21 protein-coding genes are annotated in these 18,418 nt (G+C 73.5%); 13 read left to right on the forward strand and 8 right to left on the reverse strand.

What is annotated here, in order from left to right; all coding sequences use genetic code 11:
* Positions 1-74 precede the first annotated feature (74 nt).
* Positions 75-452 carry an FKBP-type peptidyl-prolyl cis-trans isomerase gene (locus FHL79_RS10260; protein ID WP_138758503.1) on the forward strand — a complete coding sequence of 126 codons (378 nt, stop codon included), beginning with the start codon at positions 75-77 and terminating at the stop codon, positions 450-452.
* 88 nt (positions 453-540) lie between these two features.
* Here FHL79_RS10260 and FHL79_RS10265 read toward each other — a convergent pair whose 3' ends face one another.
* Both FHL79_RS10265 and FHL79_RS26480 read right to left on the reverse strand, forming a co-directional pair.
* Positions 541-1,104, reverse strand: coding sequence for an SDR family NAD(P)-dependent oxidoreductase (locus FHL79_RS10265; protein WP_246080598.1), 564 nt, complete (start codon positions 1,102-1,104; stop codon positions 541-543).
* Entirely contained in the window at positions 1,032-1,244 is a 213-nt protein-coding gene (locus FHL79_RS26480; RefSeq protein ID WP_369333691.1) for a KR domain-containing protein, read from the reverse strand. Before FHL79_RS26480 ends, FHL79_RS10265 begins: the two co-directional genes overlap by 73 nt.
* 96 nt (positions 1,245-1,340) lie before the next feature.
* On the opposite strand from FHL79_RS26480, the gene FHL79_RS10270 reads away from it, so the two are divergent.
* From FHL79_RS10270 to FHL79_RS10295, 6 genes are all read left to right on the forward strand, one after another.
* Entirely contained in the window at positions 1,341-1,709 is a 369-nt protein-coding gene (locus FHL79_RS10270) for a MerR family transcriptional regulator (RefSeq protein WP_218938417.1), read from the forward strand.
* A 39-nt stretch (positions 1,710-1,748) separates the two neighbouring features.
* Positions 1,749-2,042 (forward strand): DUF1905 domain-containing protein, encoded by a 294-nt coding sequence (locus tag FHL79_RS10275; protein ID WP_138758504.1) that lies wholly within the window; start codon positions 1,749-1,751, stop codon positions 2,040-2,042.
* 68 nt (positions 2,043-2,110) lie between these two features.
* Positions 2,111-2,974: an ATP-grasp domain-containing protein gene (locus FHL79_RS10280; RefSeq protein WP_138758505.1), complete on the forward strand. Its 864-nt coding sequence runs from the start codon at positions 2,111-2,113 to the stop codon at positions 2,972-2,974.
* Positions 2,975-3,106: 132 nt separating this feature from the next.
* Complete coding sequence (locus FHL79_RS10285) at positions 3,107-4,312, forward strand: HNH endonuclease signature motif containing protein (protein ID WP_138758506.1); 1,206 nt, start codon at positions 3,107-3,109, stop codon at positions 4,310-4,312.
* Positions 4,313-4,377: 65 nt separating this feature from the next.
* Positions 4,378-5,403 carry a cation diffusion facilitator family transporter gene (locus FHL79_RS10290; protein WP_138758507.1) on the forward strand — a complete coding sequence of 342 codons (1,026 nt, stop codon included), beginning with the start codon at positions 4,378-4,380 and terminating at the stop codon, positions 5,401-5,403.
* Between the two features lie 29 nt (positions 5,404-5,432).
* Positions 5,433-6,125: a DsbA family oxidoreductase gene (locus FHL79_RS10295; RefSeq protein ID WP_138758508.1), complete on the forward strand. Its 693-nt coding sequence runs from the start codon at positions 5,433-5,435 to the stop codon at positions 6,123-6,125.
* A gap of 91 nt (positions 6,126-6,216) precedes the next feature.
* Here FHL79_RS10295 and FHL79_RS10300 read toward each other — a convergent pair whose 3' ends face one another.
* The 3 genes from FHL79_RS10300 to FHL79_RS10310 form a co-directional block, all read right to left on the reverse strand.
* Positions 6,217-7,179 (reverse strand): NAD(P)H-dependent flavin oxidoreductase, encoded by a 963-nt coding sequence (locus FHL79_RS10300; RefSeq protein ID WP_138758509.1) that lies wholly within the window; start codon positions 7,177-7,179, stop codon positions 6,217-6,219.
* Between the two features lie 50 nt (positions 7,180-7,229).
* Positions 7,230-7,472 (reverse strand): acyl carrier protein, encoded by a 243-nt coding sequence (locus FHL79_RS10305; RefSeq protein WP_138758510.1) that lies wholly within the window; start codon positions 7,470-7,472, stop codon positions 7,230-7,232.
* Positions 7,473-7,552: 80 nt separating this feature from the next.
* Entirely contained in the window at positions 7,553-7,789 is a 237-nt protein-coding gene (locus FHL79_RS10310) for a hypothetical protein (RefSeq protein WP_138758511.1), read from the reverse strand.
* An 84-nt stretch (positions 7,790-7,873) separates the two neighbouring features.
* On the opposite strand from FHL79_RS10310, the gene FHL79_RS10315 reads away from it, so the two are divergent.
* Both FHL79_RS10315 and FHL79_RS10320 read left to right on the forward strand, forming a co-directional pair.
* Positions 7,874-8,203, forward strand: coding sequence for an ArsR/SmtB family transcription factor (locus FHL79_RS10315; RefSeq protein WP_138758512.1), 330 nt, complete (start codon positions 7,874-7,876; stop codon positions 8,201-8,203).
* Entirely contained in the window at positions 8,200-8,700 is a 501-nt protein-coding gene (locus FHL79_RS10320) for an SRPBCC family protein (RefSeq protein WP_138758513.1), read from the forward strand. Before FHL79_RS10315 ends, FHL79_RS10320 begins: the two co-directional genes overlap by 4 nt.
* 70 nt (positions 8,701-8,770) lie before the next feature.
* On the opposite strand, the gene FHL79_RS10325 is transcribed toward FHL79_RS10320, so the two are convergent.
* Complete coding sequence (locus FHL79_RS10325; RefSeq protein ID WP_138758514.1) at positions 8,771-9,952, reverse strand: NADH:flavin oxidoreductase/NADH oxidase; 1,182 nt, start codon at positions 9,950-9,952, stop codon at positions 8,771-8,773.
* A 188-nt stretch (positions 9,953-10,140) separates the two neighbouring features.
* On the opposite strand from FHL79_RS10325, the gene FHL79_RS10330 reads away from it, so the two are divergent.
* From FHL79_RS10330 to FHL79_RS10345, 4 genes are all read left to right on the forward strand, one after another.
* Entirely contained in the window at positions 10,141-11,958 is a 1,818-nt protein-coding gene (locus tag FHL79_RS10330; protein WP_138758515.1) for a phosphoenolpyruvate carboxykinase (GTP), read from the forward strand.
* Positions 11,959-12,114: 156 nt separating this feature from the next.
* Positions 12,115-13,329, forward strand: a complete 1,215-nt coding sequence (locus tag FHL79_RS10335; RefSeq protein WP_138758516.1) for an MFS transporter — start codon at positions 12,115-12,117, stop codon at positions 13,327-13,329.
* 13 nt (positions 13,330-13,342) lie between these two features.
* Complete coding sequence (locus FHL79_RS10340) at positions 13,343-14,611, forward strand: alpha/beta fold hydrolase (RefSeq protein ID WP_246080599.1); 1,269 nt, start codon at positions 13,343-13,345, stop codon at positions 14,609-14,611.
* A gap of 80 nt (positions 14,612-14,691) precedes the next feature.
* Positions 14,692-15,321, forward strand: coding sequence for an acVLRF1 family peptidyl-tRNA hydrolase (locus FHL79_RS10345; RefSeq protein WP_171058103.1), 630 nt, complete (start codon positions 14,692-14,694; stop codon positions 15,319-15,321).
* A 42-nt stretch (positions 15,322-15,363) separates the two neighbouring features.
* Here the strand turns inward: FHL79_RS10345 and FHL79_RS10350 are convergent, their stop codons facing one another.
* Together FHL79_RS10350 and FHL79_RS10355 are read right to left on the reverse strand one after the other, a co-directional pair.
* A complete protein-coding gene (locus FHL79_RS10350) occupies positions 15,364-17,193 on the reverse strand; it encodes an NAD(P)/FAD-dependent oxidoreductase (protein ID WP_138758517.1) in 1,830 nt (609 codons plus the stop codon).
* A gap of 81 nt (positions 17,194-17,274) precedes the next feature.
* Positions 17,275-18,414 (reverse strand): thiolase family protein, encoded by a 1,140-nt coding sequence (locus FHL79_RS10355; protein ID WP_138758518.1) that lies wholly within the window; start codon positions 18,412-18,414, stop codon positions 17,275-17,277.
* Positions 18,415-18,418: the final 4 nt, after the last annotated feature.

The raw sequence follows: 18,418 nt of genomic DNA on the forward strand, positions 1-18,418 counted from the left end.
GCGGTCGGCCCGATCGGTGTTGGATGGGGCCAGCCCCGCCGGGGGAGACCCGGCGACGACCCGAGGAGACCACCGTGGCAGAACCGACCCGTCCCGACGTCGAGCCGCCGACCGGCCCTGCCCCCGACGACCTGGTGATCGAGGACCTCGTGGTCGGCGACGGCCCGGAGGCCACGGCCGGCAGCCTGGTGAGCGCGCACTACGTCGGGGTCACCCACGACGGCGGCGAGCAGTTCGACGCCTCCTGGGACCGCGGCGACCCGCTGGAGTTCCGGCTCGGCGTGGGCATGGTCATCCAGGGCTGGGACGAGGGGATCGCCGGGATGAAGGTGGGCGGCCGTCGTCGGCTGACCATCCCGGCGCACAAGGCCTACGGGGAACGCGGCGCGGGCGGCGTCATCAAGCCCGGCGCGACCCTGGTCTTCGTCGTCGACCTGGTCGGCGTCCGCTGAAGCAGCCCTGCAGCGTGCGCTGAGTGCCAGGTCCGCGGGTCGGACCTGGCACCCAGCGCCCGTCGTGCGGCTCAGGCCGCCGTGCGGCTCAGGCCGCCGTCGGTGCGTAGAACTCCCGCGGGTCGGCGGCCAGCGACGCCTTGACGTGCCGGCTCCAGTCGTCGACCAGGACCTCCCACGCACCGGACTCGACGCCGTCGAGTACGGCCCGGACGACGTCGGCCGGGTCGCTCATCGGGCCGGTGTAGCCGGCCATCATGTCGGTGTCGGCTGCCCCCAGCACCACCCCGGTGACCGACGTGCCCTGCTCGGTGAGCTCGATCCGGACGCCGTTGGTCAGGCTCCACTCCGCGGCCTTGGCGGCGCTGTAGGCGTTGGCGCCCTCGGTGGAGAACCAGGACAGCGCCGAGAGCACGTTGGCGATCGCGCCGCCGCCGTTGCGGGCGAGCACCGGCGCGAACGCCCGGATGACGCCCAACGTGCCGAAGAAGTGCGTCTCCATCTCGAGCCGGATGTCGGCCAGGTCGCCGGTGACGAGGTCGGCCCGGGTCGAGAGGCCGGCGTTGTTGACCAGCAGCGTCACGTCGCCGGCGGCTGCCGCCGCGGCGGCGACCGACTCCGGGTCGGTGACGTCCAGCCGGAGCACCTCCACCCCGGGACGTCGACGAGCTCGGGACGGCGCGAGGTCGCGTAGACCCTCGAGGCGCCGCGCTCGAGCAGCTGCTGGGCGAAGTGGCGGCCGAGGCCGCGGTCGGCGCCGGTGACGAGGGCGATCGATCCGGTGATGTCCATGGTGCGCGCTCCTTGTGCTCGGGGTGACCTGTGGGCGACGCTAGGAGCTGACGTTGACGTCAGGGTCAAGAGTGAGCCCGATCACGAGGAGGTCCGGTGTTGCGCATCGGTGAGGTCGCTGCCCGCGCGGGCGTGAGCGTGCGGGCGCTGCGCTACTACGAGGAGCAGGGGCTGCTGGAGGGCGAGCGCAGCCCGAGCGGGCAGCGCAGGTACGCCGAGGACGCCGTGGACCGGGTGCACTTCATCCAGCAGCTCTACGCCGCCGGGCTGACCAGCAGGGACGTCCTCGAGCTGCTGCCGTGCGTGCACACCGGCGTCGCCACGCCGGCCATGATGGCCCGGCTGGTCGAGCAGCGGGACGGCATCGACCGGCAGATCGCCGAGCTCACTGCGGCCCGCGAGCGGCTGGACGAGGTCATCCGCATCGGCCGCGACTTCGTCCCGGCGGTCGGTGCGGTGGCCTGACCACCGATGACTTCCGGCCGCGCCGGGAGTCCTCTGCCCATGACCTCCGCACCGCAGCCCGGCCAGTCGATCGACGCCGTCTTCGCCAGCGTGATCGAGAAGGACGGCGCCTTCCCCACCTACCTGGAGCTCCCCGGCTCCGCGGAGGTGCTCGGCACCCGCCGGGCGGTGAAGGTCGCCGGGACCCTGGACGGCCACCCGTTCGCCGCGACCCTCATGCCCTCGGGGCAGGGCCCGCACTGGTTGCCGCTCAAGAAGGCGCTGTGCGCGGCGATCGGCAAGCACGAGGCCGGCACCGCGGTCGCCGTCCACCTGCAGCAGCGCTTCAGCTGACCCGGGACTGTCGGCGGTCGGGACTGTCGACGGTCGGGACTGTCGGCGGTCGGGGCCAGGATGCGGCCATGACCGAGCCGCGCATCGGGGTGGCGACCTGCGCTGCCGCTCCACAGCTGGACGAGGACGGCCCGCTGCTGCTGGCCGCGCTGGCGGACGTCGGGGTCCGGGCCCGGCCCGTCGTCTGGGACGACCCCCGGGTCGACTGGGCGGCCTTCGACGCCGTGCTGGTCCGCAGCACCTGGGACTACCCGCTGCGGCGCGAGGAGTTCCTCGCCTGGACGGCACGCTGTCCCGCGATGGTGAACCCGCGCGAGGTCCTGGCGTGGAACACCGACAAGCACTACCTCGACGACCTGGCCCGGGCCGGGGTGCCGACCATCCCGACGGTCTTCGTGCCGCCGGACCACTCCTGGACGGCGCCGGAGGGCGACTACGTCGTGAAGCCCACGGTGAGCGGGAGCGCCGCGGACACCGGCCGGTTCCGTCGGCCCGACGACCCGGGTGCGCTGGCGCTGGTGGCCCGGCTGCACGCGCAGGGGCGCACGGCGATGGTCCAGCCGTACCTGCCGGGCATCGAGCGGGACGGCGAGACGAGCGTCGTCTTCCTCGGCGGGGTCCTCTCCCACGCCGTGCGGCGGGAGCCCCTGCTCACCGTCGACGGGGTCCGGGCAGCGGTCGTGGTGGCCGACGTCCTGGGGTCCGTCCGGGAGGTGCGGGTGACCGACGCCCAGCGTGCCGTGGCCGAGGCGGCGCTGGCCGCGGTACCGGGCGGTCGGCAGCAGCTCGGCTACGCCCGCGTCGACCTGGTTCCCGGCCCGACCGGACCGGTGGTGCTGGAGGTGGAGGCCACCGACTGCTTCCTCTTCCTCGCGTCCGCCTCCGCCGAGGGGCGGCGCCGGCTCGCCGAGCACGTCGTCGCCCAGCTGTGAACAGTCCCCGGTGCCTGGGGTCAAGGGCTCGCCGCGATCTGTGGACAAGCGCCTGACCTGCGGATTCGTCTTGTCGTGACCCTCCTCTGCCGCTAGACTTCGTACAGGTGTTCGGAGCGGTCGGGAGGTGTCATGGGCGAGTTGCAGTCCGCGCTGGACGCCCTGGCCGCCGAGGACCTCGACCTGCTGCCCGGGCCGGCGCTGCTGGAGCGGCTGGGTCCGTTGCTGGTGCTGCAGAACCGGATCGCCGCCGAGGTCACCCGCACCGTGCGCCGGTGCGAGCTGACCGGGGCCGCGGAGCACGACGGGAAGAAGACGATGCCGTCCTGGCTGCGTGGGCACGGTCATCTGACGGCGGGCGAGGCAGCCCGGCTGGTGCGGTCGGGCCGGGCGTTGGAGCACCTGCAGGCCACCGCGGCGGCGTTCGCCGACGGCACGCTCACCGCCGCCCAGGTGGCGGTGATCGCTTCGATCGCGGGCGAGGCCGAGCGGGCCGCCGCCGACGAGCAGGGCGTGGATCTCGGTGAGGTCGACCGGGCGCTGGTCGCCGTCGCTGAGGGTGAGGCGCACGAGCGGTTGGCGCAGGTGGTGCACCACTACCAGGAGGCGCTGGACCCCGACGGTGTCGAACCGGACCCCACCGAAGGTCGGCGGCTGTCTCTCACCCGGCAGGCCGATGGCAGCGGCTCGGGTCGCTTCGATCTGGACGCGGTGGGGTTCGAGAAGGTGCGGGCCGCGATCGAGTCGATCGTGCAGGCCTCCCGCCCGAAGGGCGATGACCGGACCCGTGCCCAGCAGCAGGCCGACGCGCTGGTCCAGCTGTGTGACAACCAGCTGGCGTCCGGGAACCTGCCGCTGCTGCGCACCGTCAAGCCGGAGGTGGTCCTCGAGGTCGGGCTGGACGACGTGGTCGACCCCGCGACCGGCCCCGGCGCCGCGCGCACCGGCTTCGGCGCACAGATCTCCGCCGCCCGCGCCCGGTGGCTGGCCTGCGACGGTGCCATTTCCCGCATCGTGATGACCCCCGACGGGGTGCCGCTGGACCTGGGTCGAGACCACCGGGTGGTCACCCCCGGGCTGCGCAAGGCCGTGGAGCGCCGGGACCGGCACTGCGTGTTCGCAGGCTGTGACGCCCCGACCCACTGGTGCGAGGTGCACCACCTCATCCACTGGCTGTTCGGCGGCGAGACCACCTTGGAGAACTCCGGGCTCCTGTGTGAACGGCACCATTCGAAGGTCCACCACGGGTTCCGGGTCGAACGAGATCCCGGCGGACGATGGCGCACCTTCCGACCCGACGGCACCGAGATCCTCATCGGACCACTGCTCCAGGTGTGAGCAGCGGGACGCGTGCCGCACGGAGCGCGCGGTTGTCGATCACCGGACCGGGGCACCAGAGGTGCATGACACAACCGGCTCCGGCGACTCGGCACGCCCTCATCGAGGAGGCCCAGGCCGGCGCCGCCACGAAGCCCTCCGGGAAGTCCGACGGCGAGTCGACCGGCACCGTCATCGTCGCCGGGGTGGCGAACCTGGCGATCGCCGTCGCCAAGCTGTTCGGCGGTCTGATCAGCCACTCCTCGGCGATGATGTCCGAGGCGGCGCACTCGCTGGCCGACACGGTCACCGAGGTGCTGCTCTTCATCGCCCTCAAGCGCGGCAACCGGGCCGCCGACGAGCGCCATCCGTTCGGCTACGGCCGAGAGACCTACTTCTGGGCGTTCCTGGCGGCGCTGTGCACCTTCGGTGTGGGCGCCGGGTTCTCCATCTGGCAGGGCGTCACGACGATCATCGAGCGCGAGCCCGAGGGCTCCCCGACGATCTCCTACGTCATCCTGGCCGTCTCCTTCGTCCTCGAGGGCAGCTCGCTGCTCAAGGCCGTCCGGCAGGTCCGCGGCGAGGCGAAGGAGCGGAACATCAGCTCCCGCCAGTACCTCCAGCACACCACCGACACGACGGTCAAGGCGGTCACCTTCGAGGACAGCGCCGCGCTGGTCGGCCTGGTGCTCGCCGCTCTGGGCCTGTTCCTCGAGCAGATCACCGGCGATCCGCTGTGGGACGGCATCGCGGCCATCCTGATCGGCGTCCTGCTGGTCCTGGTCGCGGGCTCCCTGGCGCGGGCCAACATCTCGCTGCTCATCGGCCAGTCGGTCCCCGGCGCCACCCAGCAGGAGCTCAAGGACGAGCTGTCCGGCATGGCGCAGGTCGACGACGTGCCGTTCCTGCTGACCACGGTGATCGGCCCGGGACAGCTGCTGGTCGCCGCCAAGGTCGACTTCGCCGACACCGCCACCGTCGCCGACATCGAGCGGGCCTCCGACGAGGCCGAGCGCCGGCTCGTCGCCCGGCACCCCGGCGTCCGCTACGTCTTCCTCGACCCCACCCCCGGCAACGGGCGGGCACAGGTGGCTGCGCCCGCCGCGGAATGAGCCGACCGCTCGGCGGGTTCGGACGGTTCATGCAGGTAGAGGTGTGGTCCGACGTCGTCTGTCCGTGGTGCTACATCGGCAAGCGCAAGCTGGAGACGGCGCTCTCCCGCTTCGCGCACGCCGATCAGGTGGAGGTCGTCTGGCGGTCCTTCCAGCTCGACCCGAGCATCCCCGAGGGGCACACCGAGGCGACGCTCCCCGCGCTGGCTGCCAAGTACGGCCGCAGCGTCGAGGAGATGGCGCAGATGCAGCGCCGGGTCGTCGACGTCGCCGCCGGTGAGGGGCTCGAGTACCACCTCGCCGAGGGCGTCAGCGGCAACACCCTGCTGGCGCACCAGCTCATCCACCTGGCCGCCGACCGCGGCCTCGGCGGGGCGATGAAGGAGCGGCTGCTGCACGCCCACTTCACCGAGCAGCGGTCGGTGTTCGACGTCGACTCGTTGGTGGCCCTGGCGGTCGAGGTCGGGCTGGACGCCGACGAGGCCCGCGGCGCGCTCGTCGACATGCGCTACCTGGACGCCGTCCACGCCGACATCGCGACCGCCCGCGCGCTGGGTGCGACCGGCGTCCCGTTCTTCGTCGTCGACCGCGCCTACGGGGCCGCCGGGGCGCAGCCCGCCGAGCAGCTGCTCGAGCTGCTGCAGCGGGCCTGGACCGACAGCCACCCGCTGGTCACCGTCCCCGCCGCCGAGGGCTGCGAGGACGGCAGCTGCGCCGTCTGAAGAAGGACCCCGACCTCCTCGCCCCTCACGAGCTCGGGGCGAGCCTCTGAACGGGGCCGGATGACGAATGCGTCGGGCTCCGCCCGGCCTGTCAACGCAGCAGGCGTGGGGCGCGCTCCAGCGCCTTCCGGGCGTCGGCGGTGAGCCGGCGGACGACGTCGGTCGCCGACTGCTCGGCCGTGACCAGCCCGACGGACTCCCCGGCGTAGACCGGCGCGTTGTCCAGGTCGCCGTCGGCGCGGGCCCGGCGGACCGTCTCGGCAGCCCGGGTGTCGCCGCGGAGCTCGTCCTCCCGGCCGTGCCAGGTCTCGGTGAACTCGTTGACCAGGGCCCGCCCGGGCCACCGCCGGGGCCAGTCCAGACCCTGGGCGATGTCGAAGGCGCTGGTGAGCACCGTCCGGTCGCCGCTGGCAGCCCGGACGCGCTCCCGCGCCGCCGCCGTGTTCGTCGCCTCCGTGCAGGCCAGGAACGGCGTCCCGATCCACGCCCCGGCGGCACCGGCGACCAGGACGGCGGCCAGCCCGGCGCCCGTCGCGATGCCACCGGCCGCCAGCACCGGCCGGTCGGTCGCGGTCAGCGCCTCCTGGAGCAGCGGGAGGGTGGCTCGCTGCCCGGTGTGACCGCCGGCCTCGGTGCCCTGCACGACGATGACGTCCGCGCCGGCCGCCACCGCACGGTCGAGGTCACTGCGTGAGTTGACCGCGGTGGCCACGGCGATCCCGGCATCGTGCAGCGGGCCGACGAACGGTGCCGGGTCGCCGAAGGACACCGAGACCAATGCCGGCTCGGCCGTGATCGCCGCGGCCAGCAGCTCGGGCCGCCGGTCCAGCGCCCAGGCCATCAGGCCGACACCGAAGGACACGTCGGCCTCGGCCGGCACCCGGGCCTGCGCGGCGATCCAGTCGACGGGGGTCTCCGACCCGACGCCGATCATCCCGAGACCACCGCCCACCGAGATGGCGCGGGCGAGCTCGCCGCCGGCCACCCCGGCCATCGGGGCGCCGAAGACGGGTGTGTCGAGGTCGAACCACCGGGTGAGCGCCGTCTTGATCACGGCCCCATCGTGGTCCTCGGGGCCCGGCGGCGCACTCGGCGGGTAACGCCTCAGCTCGTGGCCGGACCGCCGTGCTCGGTGCCGGCCAGCTGGCGCAGCAGGTCGTGGCAGCGCTGCCCGCGCTGGGAGTCCTGCTCCATCACCTCGCGGAAGAACGAGGCGACGTCGTCCAGACCGGCGTTCTCGGCGTCCCGGACGTACTGGCCGTAGTCGTGACCTGCCTTGAGCGAGTGGTACTGGACGGAGATGAGGTCGAAGGTGACGTCGGCGAAGCCGGTCTCACCGGTGGCCATGAGGGTCCCTCCTCGCGTCGCGCGGATGTGACCCACGTCTCGTTCCCCCCAGGACGGTCGGTGAAACGGACCGGTCCGGCTCAGGTCCGGTCGGTGGTCGGCGCCTCGCCGACAGCGCCGGCGAAGCCGCCGGTCACGTCGCCGCCGCCGGCCTCGTCGGCCTCGGTCCGGGAGGTGGCGAGCTCGTCCTCACCGGTGGCGACGGCGTCGTCCTCGGCGGAGGCGAGGTCCTCGCCCTGGCCGAGTGCGCCGGGGTCGGCCTGCAGGGTGCGCGGGTCGTTCAGCGGGTCGGGGACGTCGGGGTCGGTGACGGTCATGCACCCGACCGTGCCCGCGAGCCCCGGCCCTGAACCGTCATGTGTAACTGGACGCTTACGTAAGCCATCTGTTACACATGACCCGTGGAGGCGCTCGCGGCACTGGCCGACCCGACCCGGCGGCAGATCGTCGCGCTGCTGGCGGCCGGTGAGAGGGGCGCCGGGGAGCTCGCCGGGCAGTTCCCGGTGACCCGCCCGGCGATCAGCCGGCACCTGCGGGTCCTCCGCGAGGCGGGGCTGGTGCAGGTCCGCGCCGAGGGGCAGCGTCGGGTGTACGCGCTGGACCCGCGGCCGCTGTCCGAGCTGGACGCGTGGCTGGCCCCCTACCGTCGGCTGTGGGCGCAGCGCCTGGACGCCCTGGACACCGAGATCGCCCGCGGACGGCGGGCGCGGACTCAGGAGGACGGTCGATGACGACGCAGGACGAGCGGCTGGGCGAGGTCACCGAGGTGGCCGACGGGGTGCAGGTCCAGTTCCGCCGCAGCTGGCCGGACCCGGTCGCGGACGTCTGGTCCGCGCTCACCGACCCGGACAGGACCGCGCGCTGGTTCGGCACCTACGACGGCGAACGGCGGGTCGGCGGCTCGGGCACCCTGACGATGACCCACGAGGAGGGGGCGTCCAGGGAGCCGATGCGGATCGTCGAGTGCGACCCGCCCCGCCGCCTCGTCGTCCGGTGGGAGTCCGAGCAGGCGTGGCGGATCGAGCTGGACCTGGCCGAGGAGCAGGGCCGCACGGTCCTGGTCTTCACCCAGGTCTTCCCCCCGGGCACCGACGCCGGGGACTACGTCCTGGGCTGGCACTGGTACCTCGACAAGTTCGGCGCCGAGGTCTCCGGTGCGCCCGGGCCGGGCGACTGGGACACCTTCCTCGCCGCCACCGGCCCGGCCTACGGCCGCCCCGCCGGCTGACCGCCGAAGGCGCGCCCTCGGCGGTCGTGGGGACCCCCCGGGGCGCGCTCTCGGGGGAGATCCCGGCGCCTCAGGAGGCGGGCTCCTCCACCAGGACCGGGCCGGGGCCGGTCCACGGGCCGAGGCGGTGCAGCAGCCGGTCGCGGGCGGCCAGCCGCGGACCCGCCTGCACCGGGTAGGTGTCGTACGAGCCGCCGGTCAGCGCCCGGGCGGCGTGCACGGCGAAGTTCGGGTCGTCCTGCGCCTCGCGGGCGACGGCGACCAGGTCGGCCTGGCCGGTGGCGACGACGGCCTCGGCCTGCGCCGGGTCCACCACCAGCCCGACGGCCATGGTCGGGATCCCGGCCTGCCCCCTGATGGCCGCGGCGAAGGGCACCTGGTAGCCGTAGCCGATCGGGTGCTGCCAGCCTGCGCCGATGCCGCCGCCGGAGACGTCGATCGCGTCCACACCCAGCGTCTTCAGCTCGCGCGCGAAGGCGATGGTGTCCTCCAGCGTCGTCCCGTCGCGCTGGGCGTCGACGGCGGAGACCCGGACCACCAGCGGGAGGTCGGCGGGCCAGACCTCACGCACGGCCTCGACCACCTCGAGCGGGAACCGCATCCGGTTCTCCAGCGAGCCGCCGTAGGAGTCGGTGCGCCGGTTGGTCAGCGGGGAGAGGAACTGGTTGAGCAGGTAGCCGTGCGCCGCGTGCACCTCGGCGACGGCGAACCCGGCGGTGAGCGCCCGCCGGGCGGCGGCCACGAACGCCTCGCGCACGCCGGCCAGCTCCGCCGTCGTCAGCGGGTGGGGTGCCGGCCAGCCCTCGCCCATCGGGACGCCGCTGGGGGAGACCGCCGTCCACGGCTCGTCACCGGGACGGGCGTTCTCGGTGGTCACCGGGCCGTGCCCGTCCCACGGGCGCAGCGTGCTGGCCTTGCCGCCGGCGTGGGCCAGCTGGATCGCCGGGACGCTGCCGTGCTCGCGCAGGAACGCGGCGACCCGGGCGAGCCCGGGGACCTGGGCGTCGTCCCACAGGCCGACGTCCCCGGGGCTGATCCGGCCGTCCGCGCTCACGCCGGTCGCCTCGACCATGACCAGCCCGAAGCCGCCGAGGGCGAAGCGCCCCAGGTGGACCAGGTGGTAGTCCCCGACGACGCCGTCGGTGACGTTGTACTGGCACATCGGCGCGACGACCAGCCGGTTGGGCAGCGTGACCCCGCGCAGGGTCAGCGGCTGCAGCAGGACGGGCTGGTCAGTGGTCGGCTGGGTCACGACCGGCACAACCCGGCTGCCGGTGCCCGGCATCCCGCAGCGATGCAGGTCACAGTGTGGGTAGACGTCCTATACGAGTAGTCTTCGCGGATCCCCCCGGCCTCAACGGAGCGGTCGGGGCGGGCCCCCAGCCAGCGCCGACGCCTGCCCCGCGCCCAGCGCAGGCGTCCCCACATGCAGGAGACGCCGTGACTGCCGTGGCCACCCCCGGTCTCGAGAACGCCCCGACCACCCACGCCCGCCTCCTCGCCTGGGTGCGGGAGATGGCCGACCTGACCCAGCCCGACCAGGTCGTCTGGGTCGACGGGACCGACGAGGAGTGGGAGCGGCTCACCGGGAAGCTGGTGGACGTCGGCACCTTCACCCGGCTGACCGCGAAGGCCAACTCCTTCCACTGCGCCTCGGACCCCAGCGACGTCGCCCGCGTCGAGGACCGCACCTTCATCTGCTCGGTCGACGAGGCCGACGCCGGACCCACCAACAACTGGATGGACCCGGGCGAGATGAAGGCCGTCATGACCGAGCTGTACCGGGGGTGCATGCGCGGCCGGACGATGTACGTCATCCCGTTCTGCATGGGCCCGGTCGAGGCCGAGGACCCGATGTTCGGCGTCGAGCTGACCGACTCCGAGTACGTCGTGGTCTCCATGCGGGTGATGGCCCGGATCGGCAGCGCGATCCTGGAGGCGATGGGCACCGACCGCCCCTTCGTGCCGGCGATGCACTCCCTCGGCGCGCCGCTGGAGCCCGGCCAGACCGACGTCCCGTGGCCCTGCAGCGACACCAAGTACATCGTCCACTTCCCCGAGGAGCGGGCCATCTGGTCCTACGGCTCCGGGTACGGCGGCAACGCGCTGCTGGGCAAGAAGTGCTACTCGCTGCGGATCGCCTCGGTGATGGCCCGCGACGAGGGCTGGCTCGCCGAGCACATGCTGATCCTCAAGCTGACCAGCCCGCAGCAGAAGACCTACTACGTCGCCGCAGCCTTCCCGAGCGCCTGCGGCAAGACGAACCTGGCGATGCTCGAGCCGACCATCCCCGGTTGGAAGGTCGAGACCCTCGGCGACGACATCGCCTGGATGCGGTTCGGCGAGGACGGCCGGCTCTACGCGCTCAACCCCGAGTACGGCCTGTTCGGCGTCGCGCCGGGCACCGGCTGGGACACCAACCCCAACGCGATGCGCACCATCGAGGCGGGCAACTCGGTGTTCACCAACGTCGCGCTGACCGACGACGGCGACATCTGGTGGGAGGGGATGACCGACGAGCCGCCGGCCCACCTCACCGACTGGAAGGGCCGGGACTGGACGCCGGAGTCCGAGGAGCCCTCCAGCCACCCGAACAGCCGGTTCTGCACGCCGATCACCCAGTGCCCGATCCTGGCGCCGGAGTACACCGACCCCCGGGGCGTGCCGATCTCGGCCATCCTCTTCGGCGGCCGCCGCAAGACCACGATCCCGCTGGTCAGCGAGGCACGGGACTGGAACCACGGCGTCTTCATGGGCGCGACGCTCTCCTCGGAGACGACGGCCGCAGCCACCGGCGCCGTCGGCGTCGTCCGCCGCGACCCCTTCGCGATGCTGCCGTTCATCGGCTACAACGCCGGTGACTACGTCAAGCACTGGGTGGAGACCGGCAAGGCGCACGACGCCAGCAAGTTGCCGCGGATCTTCTACGTGAACTGGTTCCGCCGGGACTCCGACGGCGGCTTCCTGTGGCCGGGCTTCGGCGAGAACAGCCGGGTGCTCAAGTGGGTCGTCGAGCGCCTGGAGGGCACCGCCGCCGCCGTCGAGACGCCGGTCGGGCACGTGCCGACGCCGGACTCGCTCGACGTCTCGGGTCTGGGCATGACCCGCGACCAGGTCGAGCAGGCGCTGCGGGTGGACCGGGACGAGTGGCAGGCCGAGGTCCCGCAGATCACCGAGTGGTTCGAGAGGTTCGGCGACAAGCTGCCCAGCACCATGTGGGACGAGCTGGAGATCCTCGCGAGCCGGCTGGCCCCGTAGGGCGCCGCCCCCAGGACTCGAGGTCCCGCCTCCGGACAGCGTCGTCGGGGGGCGGGACCTCGTGCTGCCAGGGGTGGGGCCTCCACGCCGCGGGGCACAGGGTCCTCGGTTAGCGTGACGGCGCCGCCCCTTTCCGTGACGGAGGCCAGTTCGGTCGTGCCCAATCCCTATCTGCACGTGCTGCGGACGCCGCACGCCCTGCCCATGGTGCTGGCGGCCTTCATCGGCCGGCTCCCGCTGTCGATGGTGGGGTTGGGCAGCGTGCTGCTCGTGCAGAGCGAGACCGGCTCCTACGGGCTGGGCGGCGCGGTCGCCGCGGTCGGCGCGATCACCACCGCCGTCTCCGGGCCGGTGATCGGGCGGCTGGCCGACACCCATGCCCAGCGCCGAGTGCTCCTCGCCGTCGTCGCGGTGTTCGTCGTCTCCGGGGTCTTCTTCCTGACCTCGGTCCGCGACCACTGGCCGCTGTGGACGGTGTTCGTCGCCGCCGGTGCCGCCGGGGCCAGCCTCCCTCCGGTCGCCTCGATGATCCGGGTCCGCTGGACCCACCTGCTGCGCGGCACCCCGCGACTGCCCACCGCCCTGGCGATGGAGTCGGTGGTCGACGAGTTCGTGTTCATCATCGGGCCGGTGCTGGTCACCTTCCTGTCCACCACCGGGCACACCACCTCCGGCGTGGTCACCGCGTTCGCCCTGGCCACCATCGGCAGCCTGCTGTTCGCCGCCCAGCGCCGCACCGAGCCACCGCCGGCGCCGCACGAGCACCGGCGCGGCCCGTCGGCCATGCGGGTCGCCGGACTGCGGGTGCTCTTCGTGGTGGGCACCGCGATCGGCGCGATCCTCGGCACCCTGGAGATCGGGCTGGTCGCCTTCGCCGACGAGGTCGGCGCCCGGGCGCTGTCCGGCCTGCTGATCGCCGCGCTGGCCGCGGGGTCGATGGCCGCGGGGATCGGCTGGGGGACGGTGCACTGGCGGATCCGGCTGCGGCACCGGCTGGTCGGCGTGCTCGCGCTGCTCACCCTGCTGACCGTCCCGCTGGCGCTGGTCGGCAACATCTGGCTGATGCTCCCGCTGGTGGTCCTCGCCGGGGTCACCGTGTCGCCGTCGCTGATCAGCGCCTTCACACTCGCAGAGGTGCTGGTGCCGCGGGCGCAGGTCACCGAGGCGTTCACCTGGATCGGGACGGCCCTCGCCCTCGGGGTGGCCGTCGGGACGTCGGTCGCCGGCAAGATCGTGGACGTCGTCGGGGCCAACGCGAGCTTCCTGGTCGCCACCGTCTCCGCCGGCGTCGCCGCGCTCGTGGTCGGCCTGGGCCAGCGGTGCCTGCACGTGCCCGCCGAGCACGCGCCCACCGCGGCGCTCGCCTCCTGAGCGGGGGAGGGACGTGGACCGGCAGTACGCGATCCCGGGCATGGTCGTGCGCGAGCACACCGTGCCCGTGCCGCTGCACTGGGGCGCCGAGGACGGCCCGACGATCTCGGTGTTCGTCCGCGAGCTCGTGCACCCGGACAGGCGGGACGCCGACCTGCCGCTGCTGTGCTTCCTGCAGGGCGGCCCGGGCGGGAAGTCGCCGCGCCCCGTGGGCGGCGGCGGGAACTGGATCGCCCGGGCGCTGCAGGACTTCCGGGTGGTGCTGATGGACCAGCGCGGGACCGGCCGCAGCTCGCGGGTCACCGCCCGGCGGATCAGCGCCTTCACCGACCCGCAGGTGGCCGCCGAGCACCTGCTCGCCCACCGGGCCGACTCGATCGTCGCCGACGCCGAGCACGTCCGCGCCACCCTCTACGGCGGCCGCCGGTGGACGACGCTCGGCCAGAGCTACGGCGGCTTCCTGACCCTCACCTACCTGTCGCAGGCGCCGCACGGCCTCGAGCGCTGCCTGGTCACCGGCGGGCTGGCCAGCACCCGACCCGACGCCCGGGAGCTCTACCGGCGCACCTACCCGCGGGTGGCGGCGAGGACCCGCCGGTTCTACGACCGCTACCCCGACGACGCCGCCCGGGTCGCCGCGGTGGCCGACCTGGTCGAGGCCACCGACGTCCGGCTGCCCGACGGCGACCGGCTCTCGGTGCGCCGGCTGCAGACGCTCGGCCACGGGCTCGGCACGACGACCGGGCTCGAGGACCTGCACTGGCTGTTCGAGGAGGCGCTCGAGGACGGCGACGACCAGCTCGCCGACGCCTTCCTCGACGCCGTCGCCCAGCGCACCACCTACTGGGACAACCCGCTCTACGTGGTGCTGCACGAGAGCATCTACGCCAGCGGTGCGGGTGCGACCGGCTGGGCGGCCGAGGCCGAGCGCGGCTCGGAGTTCGACCCGGCCCGCCGCCCGCTGCCCTTCACCGGCGAGATGGTCTACCCCTGGATGTTCGACGAGGTCCGAGCACTGCGGCCCTTCGGACCCGCCGCGCGGGCGCTGGCCGAGACTCCGAAGTGCCGCCCGCTGTACGACCCCGCGGCCCTGGCCCGCAACGAGGTGCCGGTGGACGCCGCCGTCTACTTCGACGACATGTACGTCGACGCCGGCCTGTCCCTGGACACGGCCGAGGCGGTCGGGAACGTGCGCGTCTGGGTGACCAACGAGTACGAGCACGACGGCCTGCGGACCGGTGACGTGCTGGACCGGCTGCTGGGCCTGCGCAACCGGTGGTGAAGGACCACCTCTCCCCCCGCGCCTCGCCGGCTCGGCGCGGGCCCCTGAGAGGTGGCCGGCCCGCGGCCGGCGGTGGCCGGGTGCTCGGCGTCGCTCCGGAGCGGCTGGACCGCTGGCTGGACGGCGTCGCGGCGCGGCACGGCCGGTTCACCGACGTCCGGGTGGGCGACGACGACGCCGTGCAGGTCGCCTGCGCGGACACCACCACCCTGACCCTGACCGCGCCCTACGGGTGGACGCCCGGGCCCGCGCCGCTCACCGCGTTCACCGCCGCGGCGCGGACCCCGCACCGCACCGGCGTGCTGCTGGTACGCCGGGGCCGCTGGGCGGTCGGGGTGTTCGACGGGCCGGAGCTCGTCGTCTCCAAGGTCGACTCCCGGCAGGTGCAGGGGCGTACCGCAGCCGGTGGGTGGTCGCAGCAGCGGTTCGCCCGGCGCCGCGGCCACCAGACCGACGCCGTCGTCAGCCATGCCGTGGAGACCGCCGTGCGCGTCCTCGGCCCGCACGCGGGCAGCACCGAGGCGCTGGCCACCGGCGGTGACAAGGGGCTGGTCGCCGAGGTGCTGGCCGACCCGCGGCTGCGGACGCTGGCCGAGCTGCCCCGGCTGGGGCCGCTGGACGTGGGGGAGCCGACCAAGGCGGTGCTGCTGGGGACCCCGGCCCAGTTCTGCGCGGTGCGGGTGCACATCGTGGAGCCGGCCGACCGCTGAGCGGAGTGCCACGGGCGCGGGATCCGCGCCGTGGCACTCCGCTCAGCTGGTGTGGTGGACCTCCTGGAGCCGGTACACCGGGGTCGGGATGCCGGCCTGTCGGGCCTTGAGCTGCAGCGCGAGGTACAGCGAGTAGTGCCGGGACTGGTGCAGGTTGCCGCCGTGGAACCACAGCGCCTGCTGCTGGGTGGGCTTCCACATGTTGCGCTGCTCGCCCTCCCACGGGCCGGGGTCCTTGATGGTGTCCGAGCCGTGCCCCCACACCTTCCCGACCCGGTCGGCGACCTCCTGGGAGATGAGGTCGGCGGCCCAGCCGTTCATCGAGCCGTAGCCGGTGGCGTAGACGACCAGGTCGGCCGGCAGCACGGTGCCGTCGGCCAGCACCACCGAGTCCTCGGTGAGGTGGTCGACCTGTCCCCTCACCAGGGCGACGTCGCCGTTGGCCACCAGCTCGGCGGCCCCCACGTCGATGTAGTAGCCCGACCCGCGGCGCAGGTACTTCATGAACAGGCCCGAGCCGTCCTCGCCCCAGTCGTGGTCGAACCCCGACTCCTCGAGCCGCTGGTAGAAGTCGGCGTCGCGTTCGCGCATCTGGTCGTACAGCGGGATCTGGAACTCGTGCATGATCCGGTACGGCAGCGAGGCGAAGACCAGGTCCGCCTTCTCCGTGGTCATCCCCGAGGCGACGGCCTGCTCGGAGTACAGCGCCCCGAGGCCGATCTCCATCAGCGAGTCCGACCGGACGATGTGCGTCGACGAGCGCTGCACCATCGTCACGTCCGCGCCGTTCTCCCACAGCGCGCCGCAGATGTCGAAGGCGGAGTTGTTCGAGCCGATCACGACGCACTTCTTGCCGCGGTAGGCGTCCGGGCCGGGGTGGGCCGAGGAGTGGTGCTGGTCGCCGCGGAAGACGTCCTGCCCGGGAAGGACGGGGACGTTCGGCTTGCCGGACACGCCGGTGGCCAGCACCAGCTGCTTCGGCCGCAGCACCACCGGCGTGCCGTCGCGCTCCACGGTGACGGTCCACTCCCCGGTGGCCTCGTCGTAGGACGCGCTGAGCGCTCGGGTGTTCCCCCAGTAGTTCAGCTCCATCACCCGGGTGTAGGACTCGAGCCAGTCGGCGATCTTGTCCTTGGGGGCGAACACCGGCCAGTTGTCCGGGAACTTGATGTAGGGCAGGTGGTCGTACCAGACCGGGTCGTGCAGGCACAGCGACTTGTAGCGGCTGCGCCACTGGTCGCCCGGGCGCGGGTGCTTGTCGATGACGATCGTCGGGACGTCGAGCTGCCGCAGCCGCGCGCCCAGTGCGATGCCGCCCTGACCGCCACCGACCACCAGCACGTAGGGCTGGGTCGCGTAGCCGAGTTCGCGGGCCTCCTGCTCGCGGCGGTCCAGCCAGGTCAGCCGTTCCCGCTGCGCCCCGTGCTCGGCGCCCTTCGGTCGGCGGTCGCGCGCGGGCTCCTCGTGGCCGGTCAGCTCGTACAGCGTGGTCAGCAGCGTCCAGGCCCGGCCGTCGGTCAGCCGGAGGTGGCCCCGACCGCGCCCGACGGCGGTCTCGAACTCGATCCACGCCTCGTCGACGCCGTCGGTCCCGGCGGGCGGTTCCGCGGCCCGGAAGCCCCGCGGGTCGGTCGTGTCCAGCGTGGACCGGAGCAGGTCGCGGACGCCGTCCGGCCCCTCGACGGTGGTGATGTTCCAGCTGAACGCGATCAGGTCCCGCCAGAAGCAGGTCGGCGCGAACAGCTCGGCCGCGCGGTCGACGTCGCGGGCGGTGAGCGCGGACTGGAACGCCTCGAGCCAGGCGCTGACCCGGCCGGCCGGGTCGTCCGCCGGGGTGGACTGGGTGTCGGTCGGGTCCAGCGTCTGGGTCACCGAGCATCTCCCGCGTGGTCGGAGGCGGCACTGCCGGGGAGCAGTGTGCCTCAGGTCACACAGTGTCAGCCAGGGGCGAGGTCAGAGCAGTTCGAGGATGGTGGCGTTGGCCTGGCCGCCGCCCTCGCACATCGTCTGCAGGCCGTAGCGGATCCCGTTGGCCCGCATGTGGTGCAGCATCGTGGTCATGATCCGGGCGCCGGAGCCGCCGAGCGGGTGACCGAGCGCGATCGCGCCGCCCACCGGGTTGAGCGCCTTCTCGTCCGCGCCGATCTCGGCCAGCCAGGCGAGCGGCACCGGGGCGAAGGCCTCGTTGACCTCGAACACACCGATCTCGTCCAGCCGCAGGCCGCTGCGCTGCAGCACCTTCTGCGTCGCCGGGATCGGCGCGGTCAGCATGATCACCGGGTCGTCGCCGGCCAGCGCGACGCTGTGCACCCGGGCCATCGGGGTGAGGCCGAGCTCGCGGGCGCGGTCGCCCGTCGTCATCAGCAGGGCCGCCGAGCCGTCGGAGATCTGGCTGGCGTTCCCGGCGCTGATCACGCCGTCGGGCTTGAAGGGGGTCTTCAGCCCGGCCAGCGCCTCGACCGTGCCGCCCCGGCGGATGCCCTCGTCGTGCTCGACCAGCCCGTCCGGGGTGTGCACCGGGGCGATCTGGCCGGCGAACAGCCCGTCGTCCTGGGCCTGCGCGGCCCGCTCGTGCGAGCGGAGCGCGAACTCGTCCAGCTGGGTGCGCGACAGCCCCCACCGCTGCGCGATCATCTCCGCACCGACGCCCTGGTTCGGGTGCACGCCGTACCGCTGCGCGAACCGCTCGCCGAGCGGGTCCTGGCCGGCGGTGGAGGAGCCCATCGGCACCCGGCTCATCGACTCGACCCCACCGGCGACGACGACGTCGTAGTGCCCGGCGACCAGCCCGGCGGCGGCGAAGTGCACCGCCTGCTGCGAGGAGCCGCACTGCCGGTCGATGGTCGTGCCGGGCACGCTCTCCGGCCAGCCGGCGGCCAGGACGGCGTTGCGCGCGATGTCGAAGGTCTGCTCGCCGACCTGGGAGACGCAGCCCCAGATGACGTCGTCGACCAGCGCCGGGTCCAGCCCGGCGCGGCCGGCCAGGGACTCCAGCACGTGGGCGGACAGGTCGGTCGGGTGCACCCCGGCCAGGCCGCCGTTGCGCTTGCCGACGGGCGTGCGCACGGCCTCGACGATGACTGCGTCGCGCATCCCG

The organism is Modestobacter altitudinis (assembly GCF_005930475.1).
Lineage (GTDB): Bacteria > Actinomycetota > Actinomycetes > Mycobacteriales > Geodermatophilaceae > Modestobacter > Modestobacter altitudinis.

Coding starts and splice junctions, on each gene's coding strand:
- FHL79_RS26480 (WP_369333691.1), bottom strand. CDS start 1,244: ATGGACATCACCGGATCGATCGCCCTCGTCACCGGCGCCGACCGCGGC.
- FHL79_RS10275 (WP_138758504.1), top strand. CDS start 1,749: ATGACCTCCGCACCGCAGCCCGGCCAGTCGATCGACGCCGTCTTCGCC.
- FHL79_RS10280 (WP_138758505.1), top strand. CDS start 2,111: ATGACCGAGCCGCGCATCGGGGTGGCGACCTGCGCTGCCGCTCCACAG.
- FHL79_RS10285 (WP_138758506.1), top strand. CDS start 3,107: ATGGGCGAGTTGCAGTCCGCGCTGGACGCCCTGGCCGCCGAGGACCTC.
- FHL79_RS10290 (WP_138758507.1), top strand. CDS start 4,378: ATGACACAACCGGCTCCGGCGACTCGGCACGCCCTCATCGAGGAGGCC.
- FHL79_RS10295 (WP_138758508.1), top strand. CDS start 5,433: ATGCAGGTAGAGGTGTGGTCCGACGTCGTCTGTCCGTGGTGCTACATC.
- FHL79_RS10305 (WP_138758510.1), bottom strand. CDS start 7,472: ATGGCCACCGGTGAGACCGGCTTCGCCGACGTCACCTTCGACCTCATC.
- FHL79_RS10310 (WP_138758511.1), bottom strand. CDS start 7,789: ATGACCGTCACCGACCCCGACGTCCCCGACCCGCTGAACGACCCGCGC.
- FHL79_RS10320 (WP_138758513.1), top strand. CDS start 8,200: ATGACGACGCAGGACGAGCGGCTGGGCGAGGTCACCGAGGTGGCCGAC.
- FHL79_RS10355 (WP_138758518.1), bottom strand. CDS start 18,414: ATGCGCGACGCAGTCATCGTCGAGGCCGTGCGCACGCCCGTCGGCAAG.